Below are 22,481 nucleotides of genomic sequence, written 5' to 3'. Positions count from 1 at the left end.
GCACCATGATGAATTCGAATCCCCATGTTTCGCAACGCTTTGACGAAGAGCTGCAATCGGTACACGAGCTGGTGCATCGTATGGCAGGGGTGGTCGAAGAGCAGATGCGCAACGCCTTGACCGCAATATTGCAGCAGAACGAAGACCTGGCCAACGAGATCATCGGTCGCGATTCTATCGTCAATGATTACGAGCTTCGCATCGAGGAGGAGTGCATCAACATTCTGGTGCGGCGCCAGCCTGCCGCCAGCGACCTACGCTTGGTGATGACCCTGATCAAGTCAATTGCCGATCTCGAGCGGATTGGCGATAAAGCGGTCAAAATCGCCAGTATGACCCTATCAATGCAACGCAGCGGCGCCAGCGTAAACAGCAAATTCTTGCGTGATATCAAGATGATGGGAGATTATGCCTTGGGCATGTTCCACCGCGCCATGGACGCCCTAGCCAACGGTAATGCCGAAGCGGCGATCGAAATCGCCAAGGGTGATGAAGAGCTAAACCAGGAATATCGCGCTGCCATGCGCCGACTTATTACCTACATGATGGAAGACCCACGCACGATTACCCCAGCCATTGATGCCCTCTTCGTTGCCAAGGCGCTGGAGCGCGTCGGTGATCACGCGCGCAACCTCTGCGAATACGTAATCTACCTTGTCAAAGGCGTCAACGTCCGTCATATTCCCCTAGAGGAAGTCAGCCAACAGCTTCAGGATTGAATCTTATGCCCAGCGACGAGCATCTGCTGCAGCCAAATCTTCTTGCCGCCGTTGATCTGGGCTCCAACTCCTTCCATATGGTCATTGCCGAAGAGGTGGGCAGTGAGTTGCGTCTGCTGGACCGCTTGCGCGAGGGGGTGCGCCTGGCGGAGGGCTTGTGTCCCGAGGGCGGACTAAAGAACGAGGTAGCGGAGCGCGCCATCGGATGTCTGCAACGCTTTGGCCAACGATTGCGGTCCGTCCCCCGCGAGCGGATTCGGGTAATTGGCACCAACACGCTCCGCATGCTCCGTGACGCCGATACCTTTCTCGCAGACATTGAGACGGCCATCGGGGTACCCGTAGAAATCGTTGCCGGTCGCGAAGAAGCGCGACTGATCTATCTCGGCGTCGCCCACAGTCTGGCGTTGGCGCCCGAAGAACGGCGTCTGGTGGTCGACATTGGCGGTGGCAGCACCGAAATCATTGCCGGTCGTGGCTTCAGTCCAGGAATTCGCGAGAGCCTGCATTTTGGCTGCGTGCAATCCACGCGCGAGTATTTCCCCGACGCCAAGATCAGTCGAGATGCCTATGCAGCACTCCAGCGGCGCGTTCGCCTCGCGATTGAGCCGGCCTTACGCGACTATCGCCAGTTCGGCTGGGATCAGGCCGTAGGCTCCTCTGGAACCATCAAGGCGATTTCCCGCATCCTGCAGGAGAATGGCCGCGGACTGCGGATCAGCGCGCCCGGTCTGCATTGGTTGCAAGAGGAGATGCTCGCGCTCGGAAACTTTCGCACACTCTCTCGCCTTGCGGGCCTGAAGAGCGATCGCGCTGCAGTTTTTCCAGGAGGGCTCGCTATTCTCGGCGCCATATTCGACGCCTTTCAGTTGCAGGAGATGCGCTTTTCCGAGGGCGCATTGCGAGAAGGCGCCATTTATGACCTTCTTGGGCGTATACATCACGAGGACAGTCGGGAGATCAGTGTCCAAGGATTGCAGGAACGCTTTCACAGTCAGCGGGAACGCAATAAGGAGGTTGAACATTGGGCCGAACGCCTTTTCCTCGCCAGTGCGCAGGAATGGGAACTTTCGGAAAGACATCGCGGTTGGCTGCGCTGGGCAGTGATGACCCATGACATCGGTCTGGACATTGCCCATTCGGGCTTTCATAAGCATGGTGAATATATCTGGCGCAATAGCGATATCGCGGGTTTTTCCCGACGAGAACAGAATCTGATTGCCACCCTGGTCCGTTTGCAGCGGAAAAAACTACTCACGGCCACCCAGTTGCAGTCCATGGGTATCGCCACCGACGATGTCAGCCCATTGCACAAACTGGCCGTACTTCTCCGGCTTGCGATCTTGTTGCAGCGGGGAGCTGGCGAACTCGCTTCCCCACCGGAACTATCACTTCTCGGCAAGACTCTAGAGCTGCGCTTCGCCCACGACTGGCAGCGGCAAGCCCCGCTCTTGCGGGCCGAGTTGGACGATGAGCGTGATCTGTTGTCCCCGGAATTTCAACTTCTCTTTTAATCAACGACCGTTTGCTTGGAAATCCTCAACTGGCTTTTTGCCCATCTGGGCTTTGCCCCCGTCACCCTCGCCGACGTCAGCGAATTTTTGCGACGCTATGGCTACGGTCTCCTCTTTCTCGGCACCCTATTCGAGGGAGAAGCCGTGGTGGTCATCGCTGGAGCCTTGGCACACGCAGGAATCCTTTCCTGGCCCGGGGTCATTCTCGCTGCCTGGGCGGGAAGCACTCTCAATGACCAAATTCTCTACCTTCTGGGCTACCGCTACGGCGAACGCCTGTTGCGCTGGCTGCCACGCTTTCTGCGCCACCACATAGCACGGGCGGAGGGATTGATTCGTCGCTTCGGCGATGGCATCACCCTGTTGTTTCGCTTCATCTACGGTACCCGTACCATCACCCCGATTCTCCTCGGGATCCACCGTTATCATCCGCGCCGTTACCTGTGGATGAATCCGATTGCGGCGCTGCTCTGGGCGGTGCTGATCAGTGCCGCCGGTTATCTCCTTGCAGCGTCCTTACCCCTGATCCTGCGTGAGCTTCGCTATGTACAGATCCTTTTTCTAGTGCTGTTGGTGCTAGTGGGCGTCTACGTGCTGTGGACGCGTCGTGGCAAGGGACGCAAGAAATAGGGCAATCATCGACAGGCAGGGGGTTGGGCCATCACGATGGATTGCCGCAGCGCGGCTTTTTTGCTATAACGCGCCGCAGGCCCACACGGGCCAAATTCGCACACTGACCCGTACCTACTGCCGGGTGTCCTGCGGGATGGCAGCGAGGGGGTGAGTGGAGGCTATCAACCCAAATCTATGGAGTTTCTATGACCAGTCCTACCGTGAGCATGCGTTCTCTCCTCGAAGCCGGTGTACATTTTGGGCATCAATCCCGTTACTGGCATCCCAAAATGGCGCCCTACATCTTTGGCGAGCGCAACAGAATTCATATCATCAACCTCGAGCACACCTTGCCGATGCTACGCACGGCTTTGACATTTTTGGAGCAGCTGTCGCGCAAGCATGGACGGGTACTCTTTGTCGGCACCAAGCGTCAGGCACGCGAGGTCGTTGCCGAGGAAGCAAAGCGCTGTGGCGCCTTCTATGTCAACCAGCGCTGGCTGGGCGGAACATTGACCAACTTCAAGACCATTCGTCAGTCCTTACGCCGGATGGAAGAACTCGAACAGATGCGCAGCGATGGCACCATCGAAAAGCTCACCAAGAAAGAGGCGTTGGATTTGCAGCGCGAGCTCGACAAGTTGGAGCGCAGCTTGGGCGGTATTCAGGACATGACGGGCGTGCCGGACGCCATTTTCGTGATCGACGTTGGTCACGAGAACATCGCCGTTGCCGAAGCCAAAAAACTGGGTATCCCGGTGGTAGGAGTCGTCGACAGTAACTGCAATCCCGACCTTATTGATTACCCCATCCCCGGCAACGATGATGCGGGCCGCGCCATTCGTCTCTACGCCAGCCTCGCTGCGGATGCCATTCTGGCGGGCCGACAGGGTGTGGCAACGGATCTGCTCGACGAATTTGTCGAAGTGGATGAAGATGTGATCGAGATCGACGCCGACTGAGGGAGGGAGAAATGGCAATTACGGCACAGCAAGTCAAGGAGCTGCGTGAGCGCACTGGCGCAGGCATGATGGAATGCAAGACCGTGCTCAGCGAGGCGAATGGCGATATGGACTCGGCCATCGATCTCCTGCGTAAGCGGGGTCTTGCCAAGGCAGATAAAAAGGCTGGACGAGTGGCTGCCGAGGGCGTGGTCATGGTTGCCACGAGCGCGGATCAGCGTCGTGCCGTGATTCTTGAGCTCAATTGTGAAACCGACTTCGTCGCCAAGAATGAAGACTTTTTAGCCTTTGCCAAACAGTGCGCCGAAACCGCACTTGCCAATGGTGCGGAGCTTGATGCCCTGGCGACGGGGGCAGTCGAGGAACAGCGCAAGGGCTTGGTCAGCAAGCTGGGTGAGAATATTGCGTTGCGTCGGGTTCAGCATATGGCCGCCGAGTCCGGGCGCGTTGGCAGTTATCTGCACGGCAGTCGGATTGGCGTGTTGGTGGCGGTGCAGGGAGAGGTCACGGATGAGCTTGGCCGCGATCTTGCCATGCATGTAGCAGCCTCTCGCCCGGAAGTTGTAAAACCAGAGGATGTTTCAGCGGATCGCGTCGAGAAGGAAAAGGAAATCCTGATCGCGCAGGCAGCGGACTCCGGCAAGCCACGGGACATCATTGAAAAAATGATCGTGGGTCGGATGAACAAGTTTCTCAACGAAATTGCCCTCACTGGGCAGCCTTTTGTGAAAAATCCTGACCAAACCGTTGGGGATTTGCTCAAGGGTGCGGGCAACGTGAGTGTGCAAGAGTTTGTCCGGTATGAAGTAGGGGAGGGGATCGAAAAGGCCCCGACCGCCGATTTTGCCACCGAGGTCATGGCGCAAGTTCGGGGCAACTGATGGAAGCCCCGCTGCGCTACCAAAGGGTGCTGCTCAAACTCAGCGGAGAGGCCCTTATGGGGGAGGGGCAGTACGGTGTCGATCGGGCCGTCGTGCAGCGGATGGCCGCCGAGATCAAGGAAGTGGCCGACGCCGGGGTGCAGGTTGCTCTGGTCATCGGCGGCGGCAACATCTTCCGTGGCATGGCGAAGGCGGCCGAGGGCATGGATCGAGCTACGGCGGACTATATGGGTATGCTGGCCACGGTCATGAATGCGCTGGCGGTTCAGGATGCCCTGGAACACCTTGGCTTACCCACGCGGGTGCAATCGGCTCTGCACATTGAACAGGTGGCAGAACCTTACATTCGCCGCCGCGCCATTCGTCATCTGGAGAAAGGACGGGTGGTCATCTTTGCGGCGGGAACCGGCAATCCGTTCTTCACCACCGACACGGCAGCGAGCCTGCGCGCGGTGGAAATCAATGCGGAGTTGGTACTCAAAGGCACCAAGGTTGACGGGATCTACACCGATGATCCCGTCAGCAATCCCAGCGCAATGCGCTATCGCGATCTCAGCTTTGATCAGGTCCTGGAGCAGGGCCTGCAAGTGATGGATGCGACGGCAATTACCTTGTGTCGAGACAACGATATGCCCATCATCGTATTTTCCATGAACAAGGCCGGGGCCTTGCTTCGCGTCCTGCAGGGCGAGGAAGAGGGTACTTCGGTACGGAGTGCAGTAGCATGAGTGTGATAGAAACCAAGAAAGATGCGGAAACGCGGATGAAGAAGAGTATAGACTCCCTTAAGGGAGAGCTTTCCCGCTTGCGCACCGGGCGGGCGAATACGGCCCTCCTGGACCCCGTCGAAGTGGATTACTATGGTAGTCCTACACCACTATCGCAAGTGTCCTCAGTCAGCGTTGCCGATGCCCGTTCCCTGATTGTCACCCCCTGGGAGAAGAATCTCATCCCCAAAATCGACAAGGCGATTCGCGATGCGGGCTTGGGGCTAAATCCGGTTGCCGGTTCGGACAATGTTCGCGTACCTCTGCCACCCTTATCGGAAGAACGGCGTAAGGAGATGGCCAAGATCGTTCGTTCCGAGGGGGAGGGGGCACGCGTCGCCATCCGCAACATCCGGCGCGATGCCATCACGCAAATCAAGAATTTACTCAAAGATAAGCTGATATCAGAAGACGAAGAGCGGCGTGCCGAAGAGGAATTCCAGAAACTTACCGACCGCTTTATCGACGAGGTAGAGGGCGTGATCGAGGCAAAGGAATCGGACCTCATGGAGGTCTGACTTGGTTCAGAGTCCAGCGACTGACCTAGCCAACAAACAGCCGCAACATATTGCCATCATCATGGATGGCAACGGCCGCTGGGCTTACCGGCGCCATCTTCCGCGCGTTGCCGGACACCGCCGGGGTGCAGAGGTTGTGCGCGATATGGTGCAACGCTGTGTGGATTGGAAAATTCCCCACTTAACACTGTTCGCATTCAGTACCGAAAACTGGCGGCGTCCAGCATTGGAAGTACGCCTACTCATGAATCTGTTCCGCCTGATGCTACGGCGGGAAGTAAAAAAGTTGCATGAAAATGGGGTCCGTCTACGGATTATTGGTGACCGAAGCACTTTGGCGCCTGACCTACAAACGATGATCCGCGAGGCAGAGACACTGACGGCGGAGAATCGCCTCTTGACCCTAAACCTTGCCGTCAATTATGGCGGGCGCTGGGACATGACGATGGCGGCGCAACGCGCGTTGGCCAAATGCTTGGCCGAGGGTAGGGCGTTGGAATCGCTGAGCGAAGAGGACATTGCTGCGGAGCTTTCTCTGGCGGATAGTCCAGCGCCGGATCTGTTGATCCGCACCGGCGGCGAAGAGCGGATCAGCAACTTTCTTGTCTGGCAGCTGGCCTACACAGAATTTTATTTTACCGACACGCTATGGCCCGATTTTGATGGGAATGCCCTGGAATCGGCGCTGAAATCCTTCGCCCAGCGGCAGCGTCGTTTTGGTCGCACTGGCGACCAGATCCAGGACGATGCTTGCGTCAGCGACTAATTACGGCATTTCTCCTCTTGGCACTCTTTGTGCCACTGGTGCTGTTCAGCACTTCCTGGCTATTTTGGGCCATTCTGGCGCTAGTATTGGGGCTAGGGGCATGGGAGTGGTGGACACTTGCAGGCGTACCGCAACCGCTTCCCTGGACGATCCTGACCCTTTTCTTGTTTCTTCTCCTTGTCTGGCTTTGGCCACGAACCGATACCTGGCCAGCGTATATTGCCCTTTTTGCCTCGGCCTTTTGGCTGCTTGCGTTGATGCTGGTGCTGACGGTGGCGCGCACGGGGGCAACGCCATCATCGCAGGCACTGCGCCTGAGTGCCTGGCCTGTGCTGGTACCGGCCTTCTGGCTGACAGGTTGGTTGCAAATGTGGCAGCCGGTTTGGCTGTTATGGGGGCTAGCAATCATCATGATGACCGATGTGCTGGCCATGCTGGCGGGAAAACGCTATGGCAAGTCCAGACTGGTGCCACATCTCAGCCCAGGAAAGACTTGGGCTGGACTTTGGGGTGGCTTGCTCGCTGGCGTGCTTGTCGGCACACTGGGGTCAGGGTTGTTGATATCTTGGCAGGCAATGACTTGCCTGCGGGGCGCGGGCCTGGGTCTCGTGGTGGCATCTTCCGGTGTCGTGGGAGATCTCTTCGAAAGCTTGCTCAAGCGTGCTGCGGGGCGCAAGGATAGTGGTCAGATCCTGCCTGGTCACGGGGGAATTCTCGATCGCATCGATGCGATGACGGCTGGGTTACCTGTTTTTGTTATTCTGCTGTATTGGTGGGGGAAACTATGACACGCGGCATTTGCATCCTCGGAGCAACCGGTTCTATCGGCAAGAACACCCTGGATGTGGTCGGCAGACATCCAGATCAATTTCGCGTTCTGGTCTTGACGGCCAACCAACGTGTCGAGGAAATGGCCACCCTCTGCCGCAGTCATCGGCCCAAGCTGGCAGTCATGCGCGACCCACAAGCGGCGCGCCGTTTGCGCGAGCAACTGGCGGATATGCCGGATATTGAAGTCAGTGGCGGCGAAGAGGCATTGCAGGCTGCAGTGACATACCCGGGCGTAGACGAGGTCATGGCCGCCATTGTCGGTGCTGCTGGACTGCTTCCCACTTTGGCCGCAGTGCGCGCAGGCAAAAAGATCTATCTGGCGAACAAAGAATGTCTAGTCATGGCAGGGGAACTCTTCATGGCGGAAGTGCGACGCCATCAGATCACGCTACTGCCCATAGACAGTGAACATAATGCCATTTTCCAGTGTTTTGGTGACGCTCGCGGCGTGCGGCGCATCATCCTGACGGCTTCTGGTGGACCCTTCCGGCAAACTCCCCTCACAGATCTACAGCGCGTTACTCCAGCGCAGGCCTGCGCGCATCCCAACTGGGTGATGGGGCGCAAGATCTCGGTGGATTCCGCAACAATGATGAACAAGGGCTTGGAGGTCATTGAAGCCCGCTGGCTCTTTGACCTCACGGTCGAACGCATCAGCGTACTCATCCATCCGCAGAGTATCATTCATTCCATGGTCGAGTATCTGGACGGCTCGGTGCTGGCGCAGCTGGGAAATCCTGACATGCGCACGCCAATCGCCCACGCATTGGCCTACCCCGAGCGGATTGAGAGTGGCGTCTCCTCTCTGGATCTGGCACGCGGTCCAGCACTGCAATTTGAGGAGCCGGACTTACAGCGCTTCCCTTGCCTAGCTCTGGCATTCCAGGCCCTGGCGGGAGGTTCGGCAACGACGGCCGTGCTCAACGCCGCCAATGAAGTTGCGGTGCAAGCCTTTCTGGACGAACAACTGACCTTTCCCGGCATCGCGCGGGTCGTCGCTGCTACTCTGGATGCCTATCAACCCGCCAGCCCCACCGATCTCGATGCCGTCATGGCCATCGATGCCGAAGCGCGAGTGCAGGCGCAACAACAGATCCTTCTTGCGGGTGCAGCCTGACCGTAACCGTGGAATTTCTGACAACCCTGGTCGCTTTCCTTGTCGCCATCAGTATCTTGGTGACCTTTCACGAAGCCGGCCATTTTCTCGTTGCCCGCGCCCTCGGTGTGCGGATTCTGCGTTTCAGCATCGGCTTCGGTCCAGCCTTATGGGAACGGAAGTTTGGGGCGGACGCAACGGAATTTCGTATCGCCAGCATCCCTCTTGGCGGCTACGTAAAAATGCTGGAGGAGAGTCCGGAGCAGCCACTGGCCGATGCGGACCGTGGGCGGGCCTTCAATACCCTTGCGCCAGCGCGACGAATGCTGATTGCCGTGGCGGGGCCTGGAGCAAACTTTCTTCTCGCGATCTTGGTCTATGTCGCCGTTGGTTTCATGGGCATTCCCGGTATTGCGCCGATCATCGGCAGTATCAGTCCACAGGGATTCATTGCCCAGCACAGCGATCTGCGCTTGGGTGATCGTATACAACAAATCAACGGCGTAGCCATTCATAATTGGCAAGATGTGCGAGTGCGTCTCCTGGCGGCAGCGGTGAATCAGGAAAATGCGCAGATCGTGGTTAGTGATCCGGCGGGGGTGCGACGGACACTGCGCCTACCCCTGGGAAAGTTGCCGCAGGACAGCGTCGGGACGGGATTTTTGTCGCAGGTCCTGGGCATGGGTCCCTACTTGCCACCCGTTGTGGGAACGGTCCTGCCGCATAGTCCAGCGGCCAAGCTTGGCATACGGCCCGGAGATAAAATCCTTGCCGTGGCACAGCAAAAAACGTTCAGCTGGCAAGAGCTTGCACAGCTCATCGCGGCGGAACCGGCGAAGGCTGTACAGATCCAGTGGCAGAATCCTCAGGGCATCGTGCATAGTGGGCAGATCGCCTTGCAAACCGTGCTCTCTCAGGGGAAACCGGAGGGCTATTTAGGAATCACCCTGGCCCCTCTGCCGAAATCGCTCATCGTGCTGCATCGCCGCGGCCTTGCCGAGGCGATCGGCTACGGCGCGCAGCAGACCTGGGTGGTAACCAGCCTATCCCTGGAAATGATCTGGCGCATGGTGCAAGGAACCATATCGACGAGCAACATCAGCGGGCCGATCGGCATTGCCGAGGTCGCTGGACAAAGCTTTTCTGCGGGTTTTGCCCCCTACCTGAGTTTTCTTGCCTTGCTCAGCATCAGCCTGGGCGTGATCAATCTCTTTCCCTTGCCTGTCCTTGATGGCGGCCATCTCGTCTTTGCCTTTGCGGAGATGCTGCGCGGGCGCCCACTGCCTCCCGAATGGGTGCAAAAAGCGCAGATGATCGGTATAGTGCTGATCCTGATGCTCCTGTTCCTAGCCCTTTACAACGACACTGTGAGAATGTTGAAACCGTGAAGAAAATGCGCCTTTCTCCCCGAGCCACCCGGGTGATCACGCTGTCGGCAGCGATGTTCTGTGCCTCTGCTTTGGTACCTGCCTGGGCCTTCTCTCCCTTTACTGTCAAGAATATCGAGATCAAGGGGTTGCAGCATATTACCCCGGGTACGGTATACAATTATTTGCCCATCCATATCGGCGAATCTGTCGACGATGCCTTGGCGCAGAAGGCGGTGCAGGACCTCTACTCCACCGGTTTCTTCCAGGATGTGAGCGTGGCCCGATCGGGCAGTGATTTGGTGATCGTGGTTAAGGAGCGACCGATCATCGCCAGTATTGAGACCAAGGGTATCAAGGCCTTCTCCAAAGATGAGGTGGCGTCCACCCTCAAGGGGATCGGCCTGGAGGTGCGCCATATCTTCAACAAGGCTACCCTCGATCAGGTCGTGCAGGGGCTACAACAGCAGTACGAGGGCATGGGCTACTATGATGCGAAAATAACACCGCACGTTGAGAAGCTATCACGTAATCGGGTTGCCATTCGCATTGCCGTAGAGCAGGGGCAGCAGGCCACCATCAAACAGGTCAATATCATCGGCAACCATGCTTTCAGTGAAAGTCGTCTGCGTGGGCTATTCTCCATTGGCGCGCCGGATGCCTTCTCGTTCTTCAGCAAGAATGATAGATATTCGCAGGAGAAATTTTCCAAGAGCCTGGAAAAACTCACTAATTTCTATCTCGATCGCGGTTACCTGAATTTCGCGATCGAATCGACGCAGGTACAAATTACTCCCAATCGTCGCTTCGTCTATCTTACGGTAAATGTCCATGAGGGCGATGTTTATCATGTCAGCAAGGTGGATTTGACTGGCGATCTCATTCTTCCTCGAAAGAAATTGGAAGATCTGGTCCAGATCCATCCGGGCGAGCGGTTTTCAAAATCAAAGATTCTTGATACCAATAAAGCAATTGCCGATGAGCTTGGTGATTATGGCTATGCCTTCGCCAACACTACGCCGGTGCCAACGGTGGATCCGAAGACCCACGAAGTAGCGCTGAATTTTCAGGTGGACCCCGGGCATCGCGTGTACATTCGGCGTATTGATATCAGCAACAATAATCGCAGTATGGACTATGTCGTCCGCCGTCAGTTCCGCCAGATGGAAGGATCTCTCTATAACCGTAACCTGATTGATCGATCCAAGTTACGTCTCGAGCAAACGGGTTTTTACCAGAATGTCACGACCAAGACGGTGCCGGTACCTGGACATCCAGATCAGCTGGATCTTGATGTTGCGGTCGACGAGCGCCCGACTGGCTCCTTCAGTGTCGGTGTGGGTTACTCGAATGCGCAGGGTTTTCTTTTCAACGGCTCCATCAGTCAGAAAAATTTCATGGGTACCGGTAATGCCCTGTCATTTTCGGCAAATGTTGGCGGTCTTGGTAGCGCGTTCAACCTATCTTATACCGATCCGTACTTCACCCCGGATGGTATTAGCCTAGGGTTTAACGTTTTCCGCAATGACACTAATCTCTCGACCTTGGCCGTCGCGCCCTATCAGGAAGTGGATCTGGGCGGAGCAGTTACCCTCGGAATTCCGGTTTTGGAGTACGTCTACGACTATATGTCGGTAGGCTTTACCCACACCAGAATCACACTCGATACCAGCAATCCCATTCCGCTGTATCAAAACTACATTAATAGTTATGGTAACAGCACCAACTCGATCACCATTGGTAATGATCTCGTATACAACACCACCAACTCCCCCATTTTTCCGACCAGTGGGCTCTATGGTAGTCTCTCACTTAAAGCGGCCGTGCCACCAGGTAACCTGCGCTGGTACAAGGCGGAAATGAAGGCCAACTACTACCACCCATTCACTTCTTGGTTGAGTGGCGGATTGGGTCTGCGCTACGGTTTCATCAACAGTTATTCCGGTAAACCGGTGCCGTTCTTCAATAATTTCTATCTTGGTGGCCCGCTCACTTTGCCCGGGTACCAAACCTATGCCGTAGGCCCGCAGATTGACGGGTATCCGGTGGGTGGTACGCGCGAACTACTGCTTGATGCCAACTTATATTTTCCCCTCCCGGGCCTCGAGGATAACAAAAATTTTCGGATGAATGCCTTCGTCGCCAGTGGTTGGGTATATGGTGTCAATCCCGTTAACGGCAGCACTACCAACTATGCGTACTCCAATAGCTATTTTCCCAGCCTGGGCGAAATGCGCACGACGGCCGGTATCGGCTTGCTGTGGATCAGCCCCCTCGGACCACTGCGTCTGTCTCTGGCCATCCCCTTGGATAAAAAGCCGGGCGATTTGACCCAGCCGCTGCAATTTACTGTGGGTAACGCCTTCTGATGCGTGGTTGCTGGAAATGCTACATCGTCGTTTTGTTCTGCGGCCTTTTGGTCGCTCCTTGGACGCTGGCGGACACGCCCAAAATTGGGTTTGTTGACCTGGACAAGGCACTGCGCGAACTGCCGGAGGCACAGGTTGGGGCCAAGGCCCTCAATCAACTGATCGCCGAAAAAGAAAAGGCCATCGAACAGAAACAGCAACAGATTGTCAGCACTCAAAAAGCCCTGGAAGAGGACTTTCCCAAGCTAAATAACGCCGATCGGCAAAAGCGCGAGGCGCAGCTACAGGGTATGGTCATGGACTTGCAGAAAATGCGACAAACAGCGCAAGATCAGATCAACTTGCAACGAAATCAGATCCTGGAAAGCATTCAGGCGCGGCTGGTTCGCGTGGTTACCCGGATCGGGAAGCAGGGACACTATACCCTGATCCTCAACGACAAGTCCGTGCTCTATGTCAGTGGCGCCATTGATCTCACCCAGCAAGTGGTCGCAGCCATGGAAAAACCGAAGACGGGATCCGCAAAATGAGCATTCCAGCACGGCGAGAATATACCCTCGGGACACTGGCTGAAGCCTTGGAACTTGCCTATCGCGGTGATCCAGCCCTGCAACTGCGCGCCATTGCACCCTTGGCAAGCGCGCGGGAAGACGAACTGAGCTTCCTGCAAGATGGGAAATATCTGCCGCTCCTCGCCGAGACGAGGGTGGGAGCGTTGATCCTGTCGTCGGGGCATGCAGAACACTATTCTGGTCCTGCACTGTGGAGCGACAATCCCTACGCGAGTTTCGCGCGCGCCATGCAGTTGCTCTATCCCGAGCCAGCCGTAACCCCCTGGCGTTCGCCAGATGCGCGCGTTGCCGCCAGCGCCAGGATCGATGCTAGCGCGCGCATCGAAGCTTTTGTAGAGATTGCAGCCGGAGCGAAGATTGGTGCCGGGGTGTGGTTGGAGGCAGGGGTGGTGATTGGGGCGGATGTCGAGATTGGCGCGTATTCACACCTCTACCCCGGGGTCAAGGTTTTGGCCGCATCGCGTTTGGGCGAAGCTTGCATCATTCACAGCAACGCCGTCATTGGTGCTGACGGCTTCGGCTTCGCCCAAACGGCGTCCGGCTATGAAAAAATCCCCCAGATTGGCCGCGTTCTACTGGGAACAAGGGTCGAGATCGGCGCCAACAGCTGTATCGATCGCGGCGCTTTGGCAGATACCATCATTGGCGACGGCGTGAAGATCGACAACCTAGTGCAGGTGGGGCATAACGTCGAGATCGGTGCCGATACGGTGATCGCCGGGCAAACCGGCATCGCTGGTAGCACCCGTATCGGACGGAATTGTCGTATTGGTGGCCAGGTTGGGTTCGCCGGCCATATCGTTATTGCCGACGGTACGGTGATTGCCGGGCAGAGCGCCATCACCCATGATATCCGTCAGGCGGGAGTCTATTCTGGTGTCATTCCCGCCCAGGAGGCACGACGCTGGCGCCGCACCGTCGCGCAGCTGAATCGTCTGGATAGCGTTCTGCGCCGTTTGCGCGGAGCGATCGGCACCGTGCCCAATTCCTCTTCCACTTAGGAGTGTTCATGGAAGGTTTTGATATTCATCAGATCCTACGTCGTTTGCCGCACCGGTACCCGTTCCTGCTGGTGGATCGGATTCTCGAAATTGAGATAGGAAAGCGGCTGCGTGCGATCAAGAACGTCACCATGAACGAGCCTCACTTTCAGGGACATTTCCCGGACTTTCCCGTCATGCCAGGGGTTTTGATCATCGAATCCCTGGCACAGGCAGCCGCAATTTTGGCCTTCGTCTCGGAAGACAAGTATGGCGAAAATGCGGCAGTCTATTTTGCTGGTATCGATAAGGCGCGTTTTCGACGGCCGGTGACACCCGGTGATCAGCTGATTTTGTCGGCGGAGGTGGCACGGCGCAAGTCGGGCATGTGGCAGATGGAAACCGTGGCGACCGTTGATGGCGCGGTGGTCGCTTCGGCCTTGTTGATGGCAACCTTGCGCGAGCGTGAACTGTGAGCGCCGTGATCGATGCACGCGCGGCGATTGATCCACATGCCCGGATTGGTGATGGCTGTGTTATCGGGCCCTTTGCTGTCATTGGCGCCGGCGTCGCCCTTGGGGAGAATTGTCGGGTGGATGCGCATGCTGTCCTGGAGGGACCCTGTACGATTGGGCCGCGCAACCACATCTTCCCGTTTGCTTCCATTGGTACAGCACCACAGGATCTGGGCTATCGAGGGGAGGAGACCCGACTCGAGATTGGTGCCGACAATACCTTTCGTGAATTTGTCACCATCAATCGTGGTACTGTGAAAGGCGGTGGCACGACGCGTATCGGCTCGCACAATCTCTTTATGGCCTACTGCCATGTTGCCCATGACTGCCAGATCGGTGATCGGGTAGTGATGGCCAACGCGGCAACCTTGGCTGGACACGTGATCGTTGAGGATGATGCCATTCTCGGTGGACTGTCGGCAGTGCATCAGTTCGCCCGGGTCGGCGCACACGCCATTCTTGGGGGTGGGACCATGGCACCTCTGGATATTCCTCCCTATATGATGGCGGCAGGGAATCACGCGCAACTGCACGGCATCAATGTTCGTGGCCTCAGTCGACGCGGCTTTTCCAAGGAGCAGATCCACACGTTGAAACGGATTTACCGGATCCTGTTCCGCTCCGGAAAATTGCTGGAAGAGGCCATGCAGGAAGTCCTGGCAGAGGGCCTGGATGGCGCAGAGACCCAGCGCTTACTCGATTTCATCCGGAGCAGCAAACGGGGGATCACACGGCCATGACGGAACTGCGTACGGGAGTCGTCGGCGTCGGTCATCTCGGCCGCTTTCACGCCCAGAAATATGCTCGCATTTCCCAATTGCAGGGGCTCTACGACACCGATATCGAGCGCGCCCATAGCGTTGCCCAGGAACTTGGCTGCCGTGCCTACGATGACCTAGAGACACTGCTTGGCGAGGTCGATGCGATCTCTATCGTCACGCCTACTCTCCATCATCACCGCGTCGCCAAAGCGGCAATCGCGCGGGGTATACATTGTTTGGTAGAGAAACCCTTTACCTTCACGTTGGAAGAAGCAGACGATCTCATTCAACAGGCAAAAGCGCAGGGCGCCATACTCGCAGTAGGACAGATCGAACGTGCCCAGATCGTGATGCAACACCTGCGCAGCCAGGGATTCCCTCCGCCACGCTATATCGAAGCGGAGCGTCTTGCGCCGTTCAAGCCGCGTTCCCTCGACGTGGACGTGATCATGGATCTCATGATTCATGATCTTGACCTTGTGCTCATGCTAGGCAACTCCTCCCTGCAGGAAGTCCGCGCCGTGGGTGTAGCTGCAGTCACTGAACAAGCAGACATGGCCAATGCCTGGGTGACGCTCAGCAATGGCAGTGTTGCCAATCTGGCGGCGTCCCGGGTGGTGCGCGAGGCCGTGCGACGGATGCGGATTTTTTGGCCCGATCGGTATGCCTCTGTCGACTTTCTCCAGAATCGGTTGACCTTTTATCGTCGCGGCGCGGGACAAGTCCCGGGTATCCCCGGAGTCAAAGAGGAAGTCATCGATCTGCAACCCGTAGACGCACTGGACCATGAAATATCGGCGTTTCTTGACGCCATCTCCGGACACGGCAAAGTGCTGTGCCAGGCAGAAGAAGGACGAGACGCCCTGGCCGCCGCCCTGGCCGTACGCCACGCGGTCGCAGAGTTCCTTGCAGTATCGTCTCATGCCGCACAGTTCAAGGGAGAACAATAATGGATCAAGCGATCCCTATGGTCGATTTGCGCGCCCATTTTGCGCCGCTGCGTGCGGAAATTCTGGCCGGCATCGGGCAGATTCTCGATCAATCGAGCTTTATCTTGGGTGCCGAAGGACGCGCGTTGGAGGCAGAACTGGCCGAATATCTGGGCGTGACCCACGGGGTCGGTTGCGCCTCCGGTACCGATGCCCTGCTCCTGGCCCTACGCGCGCTGAACATTGGCCCCGGAGATGAGGTCATTGTGCCCACCTTTACCTTCATCGCCACTGCCGAGGCGGTACGCTATGTAGGGGCCACCCCGGTCTTTGCCGATGTCGAGCCTGCGTATTTCTGTGTAAGCGCTGCCAGTGTGGAGCCATTAATCAATGAGCGTACGCGAGCCATCATCCCCGTCCACCTCTATGGCCAGGCGGCACCGATGCCAGAATTACTGGCGCTGGCCAAAAAACACCATATCCCCATCATTGAAGATATGGCGCAAGCAATCGGCGCCCGTCTGGACGGACAGCGGGTGGGCAGCTTTGGCGATCTGGCCTGTGTTTCCTTTTTCCCTAGCAAAAATCTGGGTGGGGCAGGGGATGGTGGCATGGTCTTCACCCAGGATGAAGACTTGGCCAAGCGGCTGCGCGGGCTGCGCAATCACGGTTCTTGGCAGACTTATCACCATGAGGTGCTGGGGTATAACAGTCGCCTCGATGAAATTCAGGCACTGATTCTGCGCAAACTGTTCCGCCAGATGGATGTCTACAATGCGGGTCGGCAGCGGGCTGCTGCGCTGTATGATGCCGCGCTCGGCGATTTACGCCTGCAAATTCCCGCGCGGCGTCCGGGTGCGGAGCATGTCTTCCATCAATACACGATCCAGGTGGAAAAACGGGATGCCCTGCGCGCCAAACTGCAGGCTGAAGGAATCGCCAGCGGTGTTTATTATCCGATTCCCTGTCATCAACAGACGGCCTTTGCGGACCTCCCGCAGAGCCATTGCCCAGTCGCGGAAAGCTTGAAAGAAAACGTGCTGTCATTGCCGATGTTTCCGGAACTGCAGGAGGCGCAGGTGGAGCGGATTGGTCGAGTCATTCGTGCGCATGTACATAACGGATGACACGTGCTTTTCTCATTGCCATTGAGCGCTCCGGGGAAAACCTAGGGCTGGATATCTTGGCGCGCTGTCGGGCGGCCGAGATTGAGGTGCAATGGGAAGGTGTCGTGGGTACGCGTTTACAAGCCGCTGGCGTACACAATATTGCCGCTGGCGACGCGCTCGGGGTGATGGGTCTCGTCGAAGTCGCCCGGGTGTACGGGCAATTACGCCGGCTTTTTTATCGGATTCGCGAGTATCTGCGGCAGACGCGCCCGGATGCCGTGGTGCTGATCGATCATCCCGCCTTTAATCTCCGCATCGCGCGTGAGGCAAAGCGCCTCGGGATCCGCGTGCTCTATGTGGTTGGCCCACAAATTTGGGCTTGGCGCCAGGATCGGATCCGACAGATTCGAGCGCGGATCGACGAAATCTTCCTGCTTTTTCCCTTCGAGCGATCGATCTACACCCAGGCAGGCGTGCCCGCGCAAGTCTTGCCCCACCCATTGCTGGCGCAAACGGCAGCGGCTCCCGATGCCGCGGGCGCGCGCGCCCAATTGCAGCTGCCCGATGCACCAATATTGGCACTGTTGCCCGGTAGTCGAGAGGGCGAGATCCAACGCTTGGCGCGGCCAATGGCAGAAGCCGCAATACTCTGGCAACAATCCCATCCAGAATGGCAGTTGAGCGTTGCCTTGGCGCGTGCGGAACTCCGCCCACTCTGGCGGCGGGAGGTGGGGACGGCGGCGGGGACCATTCAGGAAATCTGTGGCCAGAGTACCACGCTGCTTGCTGCTGCAGACCGGGTACTCGTCGCCTCGGGTACCGCCACACTGGAAACCGCATTGCTGGGGCGGCCAGCCGTTGTGCTCTACGCCATGCAGAGACTGACCTTCGCTATTGCCAAGCGCTTGGTACGCGTGCCCCATATTGCCCTGCCCAATATCTTGTTGGGGAAACGCGTCTATCCAGAGATTCTGCAGGAAGAGATCACCCCGCAACGTCTGCTTCAGGAATTGGAAAATTTGCCTGTAGCGGCCCAACGGGAGGCCTTACGGCCCCTGCGCGGACTCCTGCAAGGCGATGATGAGGAAAGTATCGCAACGGCCTTACGGCGGATCCTGCAGGGAACCAGCGGGTGATGGAGCACCTCGGGCCAGAGGTTGCCGGGGTAGATGAGGCGGGCCGCGGACCCTTGGCGGGTCCAGTGCTGGTAGCGGCGGTCATGCTGGCACGGCCGATACCGGGCTTGCGCGACTCCAAAAAACTGCGCCCACGGCAACGCGAGTTCCTGGCAGCACAAATTCGTCGCGAGGCACGTGCCTGGGCTATCGTCTCCGCCAGCACCTGGGAGATTGAACGCGACAATATCCTTGCCGCCACCCTGCAGGCCATGGGCCGCGCCCTTCGCGCATTACCGGTACGGCCGCGACGCATTCTCGTGGACGGGAATCGCGTCTTGCCGAGCTGGAATGCGGAGGCTATGGTAGGGGGGGATGATCAGGTCGATGCCATCGCTGCGGCCAGCATCCTGGCCAAGGTTGCCCGCGATCGGGAAATGCTGCTGCTGGACCAGCACTATCCACTCTACGGTTTCGCGCAGCACCAGGCCTACGGTACCGCACGGCACCTGCAGTCCCTGCAGCGTTTTGGGGTGACCCCTCTGCATCGGCGCGGTTTTGCGCCGGTCGCACGCATACTGGAACAAGGAATATGACACCCGGTTTTGTCCATCTGCATGTACACTCCGAGTATTCCCTCGAGGATGGAATCATTCCCGTCAAAAAGCTGGTGCAGCGCTGTGCGGAGTTGCAAATGCCGGCAGTGGCCGTCACCGATCACGGCAATCTCTTCGCCCTCGTCAAATTTTATAATGCCGCCCGGGCGGTGGGCATCAAACCCATCATCGGGGCCGAACTTTGGCTGCAAGGCGAAAGCCCCTCTGATCCTAGTGCAAGCCTGGTCCTGCTCTGTCGGGATCACAGCGGATTTCGCGCCTTGAGCCATCTTCTCTCGCGCGCCTTTCTGGAGGGCCTGCAGGATGGCAAGCCGCGCATTCGGCGTGCCTGGTTGCAGCAGGAAGACCGTAGCGGATTGATTGCCCTTTCGGCAGCAGGGCAGGGGGAAATCGGACAGGCGGTACTGCGCGATCCGGAGCATGCACGGCAACTGGCAAAGCGTTACGTTGATCTGTTTCCAAACAGTCTTTATCTGGAGATACAACGCAATGGCGAGGTAGAGCAGGATGCCTTGAACGAGGCCAGCATCGCCCTCGCTTTGGAGCTGAGCCTTCCCCTGGTGGCGACCAACAATGCCCACTTTCTGGATGCCGACGATTTTCCTGCCTTCGATGCCCGCCAATGTATCGCCGCTGGCTACACCTTGGCGGATGAGCGGCGCCCCCGCCGCTTCACCCCCGAACATCGTCTGTCGAGTGCGGAAGAGATGCTCGAGCGCTTTGCAGATCTTCCAGAGGCCTGCGCCAATACCATAGAGATCGCAAAACGCTGCAACGTTACCCTACAACTGGGCCATTACACCCTGCCGGACTATCCCACCCCCGATGGCAGTCCCATTGAGAGCTACTTTCGTAAGGCAGCAGAGCAAGGCCTGCAAGAGCGACTGCAGGCGCTTGCGCTTCCCGAACGCGAGACCTTGCCCTATCGGGAAAGGCTGCTGCGGGAGGTCGATGTCATCCTGCAAATGGGTTTTCCGGGTTACTTCCTCATCGTTGCCGATTTCATCCAGTGGGCCAAGGACCATGGCGTGCCGGTAGGTCCGGGACGCGGGTCTGGTGCGGGCTCACTGGTGGCCTACGCCCTGCGTATCACTGACCTGGATCCGATTGCCAATGCCCTGCTCTTTGAGCGTTTTCTGAATCCGGAGCGCGTCTCCATGCCCGACTTTGACGTCGATTTCTGCATGGATCAGCGCGATCGCGTCATTCAGTATGTCGCCGAAAAATATGGCCGCGATCGCGTGGGCCAGATCATCACCTTCGGCACCATGAAAGCGCGGGCGGTGGTTCGCGACGTAGGGCGAGTGCTCAATCTCCCTTATGGTTTTGTCGATCAGCTGGCCAAGCTGGTACCGAGGGATCTCGGCATGACCCTGGCTAAGGCGCTGGAAGAATCGGAGGAACTGCGACGACGGCAACAGGAAGAAGACGATGTGCGCGAACTGCTCGACATCGCTCTGCGCCTGGAGGGTCTGCCGCGTCATGCCTCGACCCATGCGGGAGGGGTGGTGATTTCCCCCGAACCTCTGGCCGATCGCCTGCCGCTCTTCACCGACGGCTCCGAGGGCAGCGGTAACGTCACCCAGCTCGACAAGGATGATGTCGAAAAGATGGGACTGGTGAAATTCGATTTTCTCGGTTTGCGGACCCTGACCATCATCGACATCGCCTTGCGCGCTATCAATGCCGAACGTCAGCTTGCTGGCGCGGAAACTCTGGACATGGCGCGTCTGCCTTTGGACGATTCTGAAACCTTTGCACTGCTGAAATCCACAGATACGGTGGCGGTATTCCAGCTCGAATCTTCTGGTATGCGTGACCTTATTCGTCGTCTGCAGCCTGACAATTTCGAGGACATCGTTGCCCTCGTAGCCCTGTTTCGTCCTGGTCCGCTGCAGTCGGGAATGGTTGATGATTTCATCGCCCGCAAGCACGGCAAGGCCAAGGTGCAATACCCCCATCCTCTACTCGAACCTATCCTGAAGGACACCTACGGAGTGATTGTCTATCAGGAGCAGGTGATGCAGTGCGCGCAAATCTTGGCGAACTATTCTCTCGGCGGTGCCGACCTGCTGCGCCGTGCCATGGGCAAGAAAAAACCAGAAGAGATGGCCAAGCAGCGCGAGATCTTTCTTGCCGGTGCGGCAAAGAACGGCATCGAAGTCCATCAGGCGACGGCGATCTTCGATTTGATGGAAAAATTTGCCGAATATGGTTTCAACAAGTCGCACTCTGCGGCCTATGCCTTGGTTTCGTATCAAACGGCGTATCTAAAGGCCCATTATCCCCGGCACTTCATGGCCGCCGTCCTGACTGCAGATATGGATCACACTGATAAGGTGGTCGCCATGATCAGCGAATGTCGGCGGATGGGGATGGCAATCCTGCCTCCTTGTATCCAGCGCAGTGAGCTGGCCTTCCGTCCAGAAGGAGAAGGCCTGCGCTATGGGCTCGGTGCCATCAAGGGACTCGGGCGCGGAGCAGTGCAGGCGATCCTCGACACGCGGATGGAAAAAGGCCAATTTCGCAGTTTTTATGACTTTCTCTGCCGTATTGATGGACAGCGACTGAACCGCCGCAGTGTTGAGGCGCTCATCAAGGCTGGGGCGCTCGATGCCCTCGAAATTCCGCGTGCACAGCTGCTTGCCTCTTTGGACAATTTTCTGGAAGCGGCGCAGCAGCAACAGCGTGCTGCCGCCAGCGCGCAGTCCTCCTTGTTTGCTGAGGAGGGGGGCGCTGAGAACTATGCCAGTCCAGAGCTGGCACCCATTGCGGAAGAAGCGGGCAGCCAACTCGTTGGCGAGCGAGAAACCCTGGGCTTCTATCTGAGCGACCATCCTTTGCGCATCGCTCGACCTGGCCTACAACAACTGGGGGTCATCGAAATCGCTCGCCTAGCTGCTGGTGAGCAGGTCCTGATCGCCGGCATGGTGGTAGCACGACGGAGCATGCGCACCAAACGCGGGGACCGGATGTTATTCCTGACCCTCGAGGATGAGACCGGACGCGTGGAGGCGGTCGTCTTTGCCGAGACCTGGCGGCGCTACTCGGGTCAGATCAGCGATGAACAGGCCTTACTGATTTTGGGGGAGGCAAGTGAAGACAGTTATGCTGGAGGACTGCGCCTGACGGCGCAGCAGCTGCTCAGTGTGGAAGAAGCGCATATCGGCTTGGCACGGCTCTTGGTGTTGCGCATTCCGGAGGCAGATTTTCCCGTCGCGGAACTACAGGGGCTTGTCACTGCGCATCCAGGCACGACAATTTTGCGCATCCTGTTGCCCGTTGCCGCAGGGCAGGCGTTGGCCGTGCTGGACTGCCCCCAGGGAATTGCTGCGAATGCCGAATTTCGCGCAGCCCTCGACCGTTTGCTCGACCCGAAACAACAAGAATGGCAATATGCGCCGCCGACGAACTTGCTTGCCAATGTCGTTTCCCTGAGTGAGGAACGGCAGCGGCGCCAACGCTCAGCATGAGAAGGAGA

Annotated in this window: 21 protein-coding genes; all 21 read left to right on the top strand. The window is 57.7% G+C overall.

Annotated features, from left to right (window positions below; all coding sequences use genetic code 11):
• The first annotated feature begins 5 nt into the window (after nucleotides 1-5).
• The 21 genes from phoU (at nucleotide 6) to dnaE (ending at nucleotide 22,473) form a co-directional block, all read left to right on the top strand.
• Nucleotides 6-719: a phosphate signaling complex protein PhoU gene (gene phoU, locus M5D89_RS08560; RefSeq protein ID WP_248885403.1), complete on the top strand. Its 714-nt coding sequence runs from the start codon at nucleotides 6-8 to the stop codon at nucleotides 717-719.
• A gap of 5 nt (nucleotides 720-724) precedes the next feature.
• Complete coding sequence (locus M5D89_RS08555; RefSeq protein ID WP_248885402.1) at nucleotides 725-2,233, top strand: Ppx/GppA phosphatase family protein; 1,509 nt, start codon at nucleotides 725-727, stop codon at nucleotides 2,231-2,233.
• A gap of 15 nt (nucleotides 2,234-2,248) precedes the next feature.
• A complete protein-coding gene (locus M5D89_RS08550; RefSeq protein WP_248885401.1) occupies nucleotides 2,249-2,863 on the top strand; it encodes a DedA family protein in 615 nt (204 codons plus the stop codon).
• Between the two features lie 188 nt (nucleotides 2,864-3,051).
• Nucleotides 3,052-3,807 (top strand): 30S ribosomal protein S2, encoded by a 756-nt coding sequence (rpsB, locus tag M5D89_RS08545; protein WP_248885400.1) that lies wholly within the window; start codon nucleotides 3,052-3,054, stop codon nucleotides 3,805-3,807.
• A gap of 11 nt (nucleotides 3,808-3,818) precedes the next feature.
• Nucleotides 3,819-4,688, top strand: coding sequence for a translation elongation factor Ts (tsf, locus tag M5D89_RS08540; RefSeq protein WP_248885399.1), 870 nt, complete (start codon nucleotides 3,819-3,821; stop codon nucleotides 4,686-4,688).
• Entirely contained in the window at nucleotides 4,688-5,416 is a 729-nt protein-coding gene (gene pyrH / locus M5D89_RS08535) for a UMP kinase (RefSeq protein ID WP_248885398.1), read from the top strand. The genes tsf and pyrH overlap by 1 nt, the downstream gene beginning before the upstream one ends.
• A complete protein-coding gene (gene frr / locus M5D89_RS08530; RefSeq protein ID WP_248885397.1) occupies nucleotides 5,413-5,973 on the top strand; it encodes a ribosome recycling factor in 561 nt (186 codons plus the stop codon). The genes pyrH and frr overlap by 4 nt, the downstream gene beginning before the upstream one ends.
• Nucleotide 5,974: 1 nt before the next feature.
• Entirely contained in the window at nucleotides 5,975-6,739 is a 765-nt protein-coding gene (gene uppS / locus M5D89_RS08525) for a polyprenyl diphosphate synthase (protein WP_248885396.1), read from the top strand.
• On the top strand, nucleotides 6,724-7,527 hold the full coding sequence (locus M5D89_RS08520; RefSeq protein ID WP_248885395.1) for a phosphatidate cytidylyltransferase: 804 nt from the start codon (nucleotides 6,724-6,726) through the stop codon (nucleotides 7,525-7,527). The genes uppS and M5D89_RS08520 overlap by 16 nt, the downstream gene beginning before the upstream one ends.
• Entirely contained in the window at nucleotides 7,524-8,687 is a 1,164-nt protein-coding gene (gene ispC, locus M5D89_RS08515; RefSeq protein ID WP_248885394.1) for a 1-deoxy-D-xylulose-5-phosphate reductoisomerase, read from the top strand. The genes M5D89_RS08520 and ispC overlap by 4 nt, the downstream gene beginning before the upstream one ends.
• An 8-nt stretch (nucleotides 8,688-8,695) precedes the next feature.
• Nucleotides 8,696-10,054 carry an RIP metalloprotease RseP gene (gene rseP, locus M5D89_RS08510; RefSeq protein ID WP_248885393.1) on the top strand — a complete coding sequence of 453 codons (1,359 nt, stop codon included), beginning with the start codon at nucleotides 8,696-8,698 and terminating at the stop codon, nucleotides 10,052-10,054.
• Nucleotides 9,958-12,402, top strand: a complete 2,445-nt coding sequence (gene bamA, locus M5D89_RS08505; RefSeq protein WP_248885392.1) for an outer membrane protein assembly factor BamA — start codon at nucleotides 9,958-9,960, stop codon at nucleotides 12,400-12,402. The genes rseP and bamA overlap by 97 nt, the downstream gene beginning before the upstream one ends.
• The gene (locus M5D89_RS08500) at nucleotides 12,402-12,932 is read left to right on the top strand and encodes an OmpH/Skp family outer membrane protein (protein WP_248885391.1); all 531 of its coding nucleotides are present in this window, start codon (nucleotides 12,402-12,404) and stop codon (nucleotides 12,930-12,932) included. Before bamA ends, M5D89_RS08500 begins: the two co-directional genes overlap by 1 nt.
• Nucleotides 12,929-13,975, top strand: coding sequence for a UDP-3-O-(3-hydroxymyristoyl)glucosamine N-acyltransferase (gene lpxD, locus M5D89_RS08495; protein WP_248885390.1), 1,047 nt, complete (start codon nucleotides 12,929-12,931; stop codon nucleotides 13,973-13,975). Before M5D89_RS08500 ends, lpxD begins: the two co-directional genes overlap by 4 nt.
• An 8-nt stretch (nucleotides 13,976-13,983) precedes the next feature.
• Complete coding sequence (fabZ, locus tag M5D89_RS08490; protein WP_248885389.1) at nucleotides 13,984-14,430, top strand: 3-hydroxyacyl-ACP dehydratase FabZ; 447 nt, start codon at nucleotides 13,984-13,986, stop codon at nucleotides 14,428-14,430.
• Nucleotides 14,427-15,209 carry an acyl-ACP--UDP-N-acetylglucosamine O-acyltransferase gene (gene lpxA / locus M5D89_RS08485; protein ID WP_248885388.1) on the top strand — a complete coding sequence of 261 codons (783 nt, stop codon included), beginning with the start codon at nucleotides 14,427-14,429 and terminating at the stop codon, nucleotides 15,207-15,209. Before fabZ ends, lpxA begins: the two co-directional genes overlap by 4 nt.
• On the top strand, nucleotides 15,206-16,180 hold the full coding sequence (locus M5D89_RS08480) for a Gfo/Idh/MocA family protein (protein WP_248885387.1): 975 nt from the start codon (nucleotides 15,206-15,208) through the stop codon (nucleotides 16,178-16,180). Before lpxA ends, M5D89_RS08480 begins: the two co-directional genes overlap by 4 nt.
• Nucleotides 16,180-17,286 carry a DegT/DnrJ/EryC1/StrS family aminotransferase gene (locus M5D89_RS08475; RefSeq protein ID WP_248885386.1) on the top strand — a complete coding sequence of 369 codons (1,107 nt, stop codon included), beginning with the start codon at nucleotides 16,180-16,182 and terminating at the stop codon, nucleotides 17,284-17,286. Before M5D89_RS08480 ends, M5D89_RS08475 begins: the two co-directional genes overlap by 1 nt.
• On the top strand, nucleotides 17,283-18,404 hold the full coding sequence (lpxB, locus tag M5D89_RS08470) for a lipid-A-disaccharide synthase (protein ID WP_248885385.1): 1,122 nt from the start codon (nucleotides 17,283-17,285) through the stop codon (nucleotides 18,402-18,404). The genes M5D89_RS08475 and lpxB overlap by 4 nt, the downstream gene beginning before the upstream one ends.
• Nucleotides 18,404-18,979, top strand: coding sequence for a ribonuclease HII (rnhB, locus tag M5D89_RS08465; protein ID WP_248886454.1), 576 nt, complete (start codon nucleotides 18,404-18,406; stop codon nucleotides 18,977-18,979). The genes lpxB and rnhB overlap by 1 nt, the downstream gene beginning before the upstream one ends.
• Nucleotides 18,976-22,473 carry a DNA polymerase III subunit alpha gene (dnaE, locus tag M5D89_RS08460; RefSeq protein WP_248885384.1) on the top strand — a complete coding sequence of 1,166 codons (3,498 nt, stop codon included), beginning with the start codon at nucleotides 18,976-18,978 and terminating at the stop codon, nucleotides 22,471-22,473. The genes rnhB and dnaE overlap by 4 nt, the downstream gene beginning before the upstream one ends.
• Nucleotides 22,474-22,481: the final 8 nt, after the last annotated feature.

Origin of the sequence: Acidithiobacillus acidisediminis (genome assembly GCF_023277115.1) — a bacterium.
GTDB lineage: Bacteria > Pseudomonadota > Gammaproteobacteria > Acidithiobacillales > Acidithiobacillaceae > Igneacidithiobacillus > Igneacidithiobacillus acidisediminis.
The sequence above is the reverse complement of the archived record's forward strand: the minus strand, read 5'-3'. Positions and strand labels throughout refer to the sequence as shown.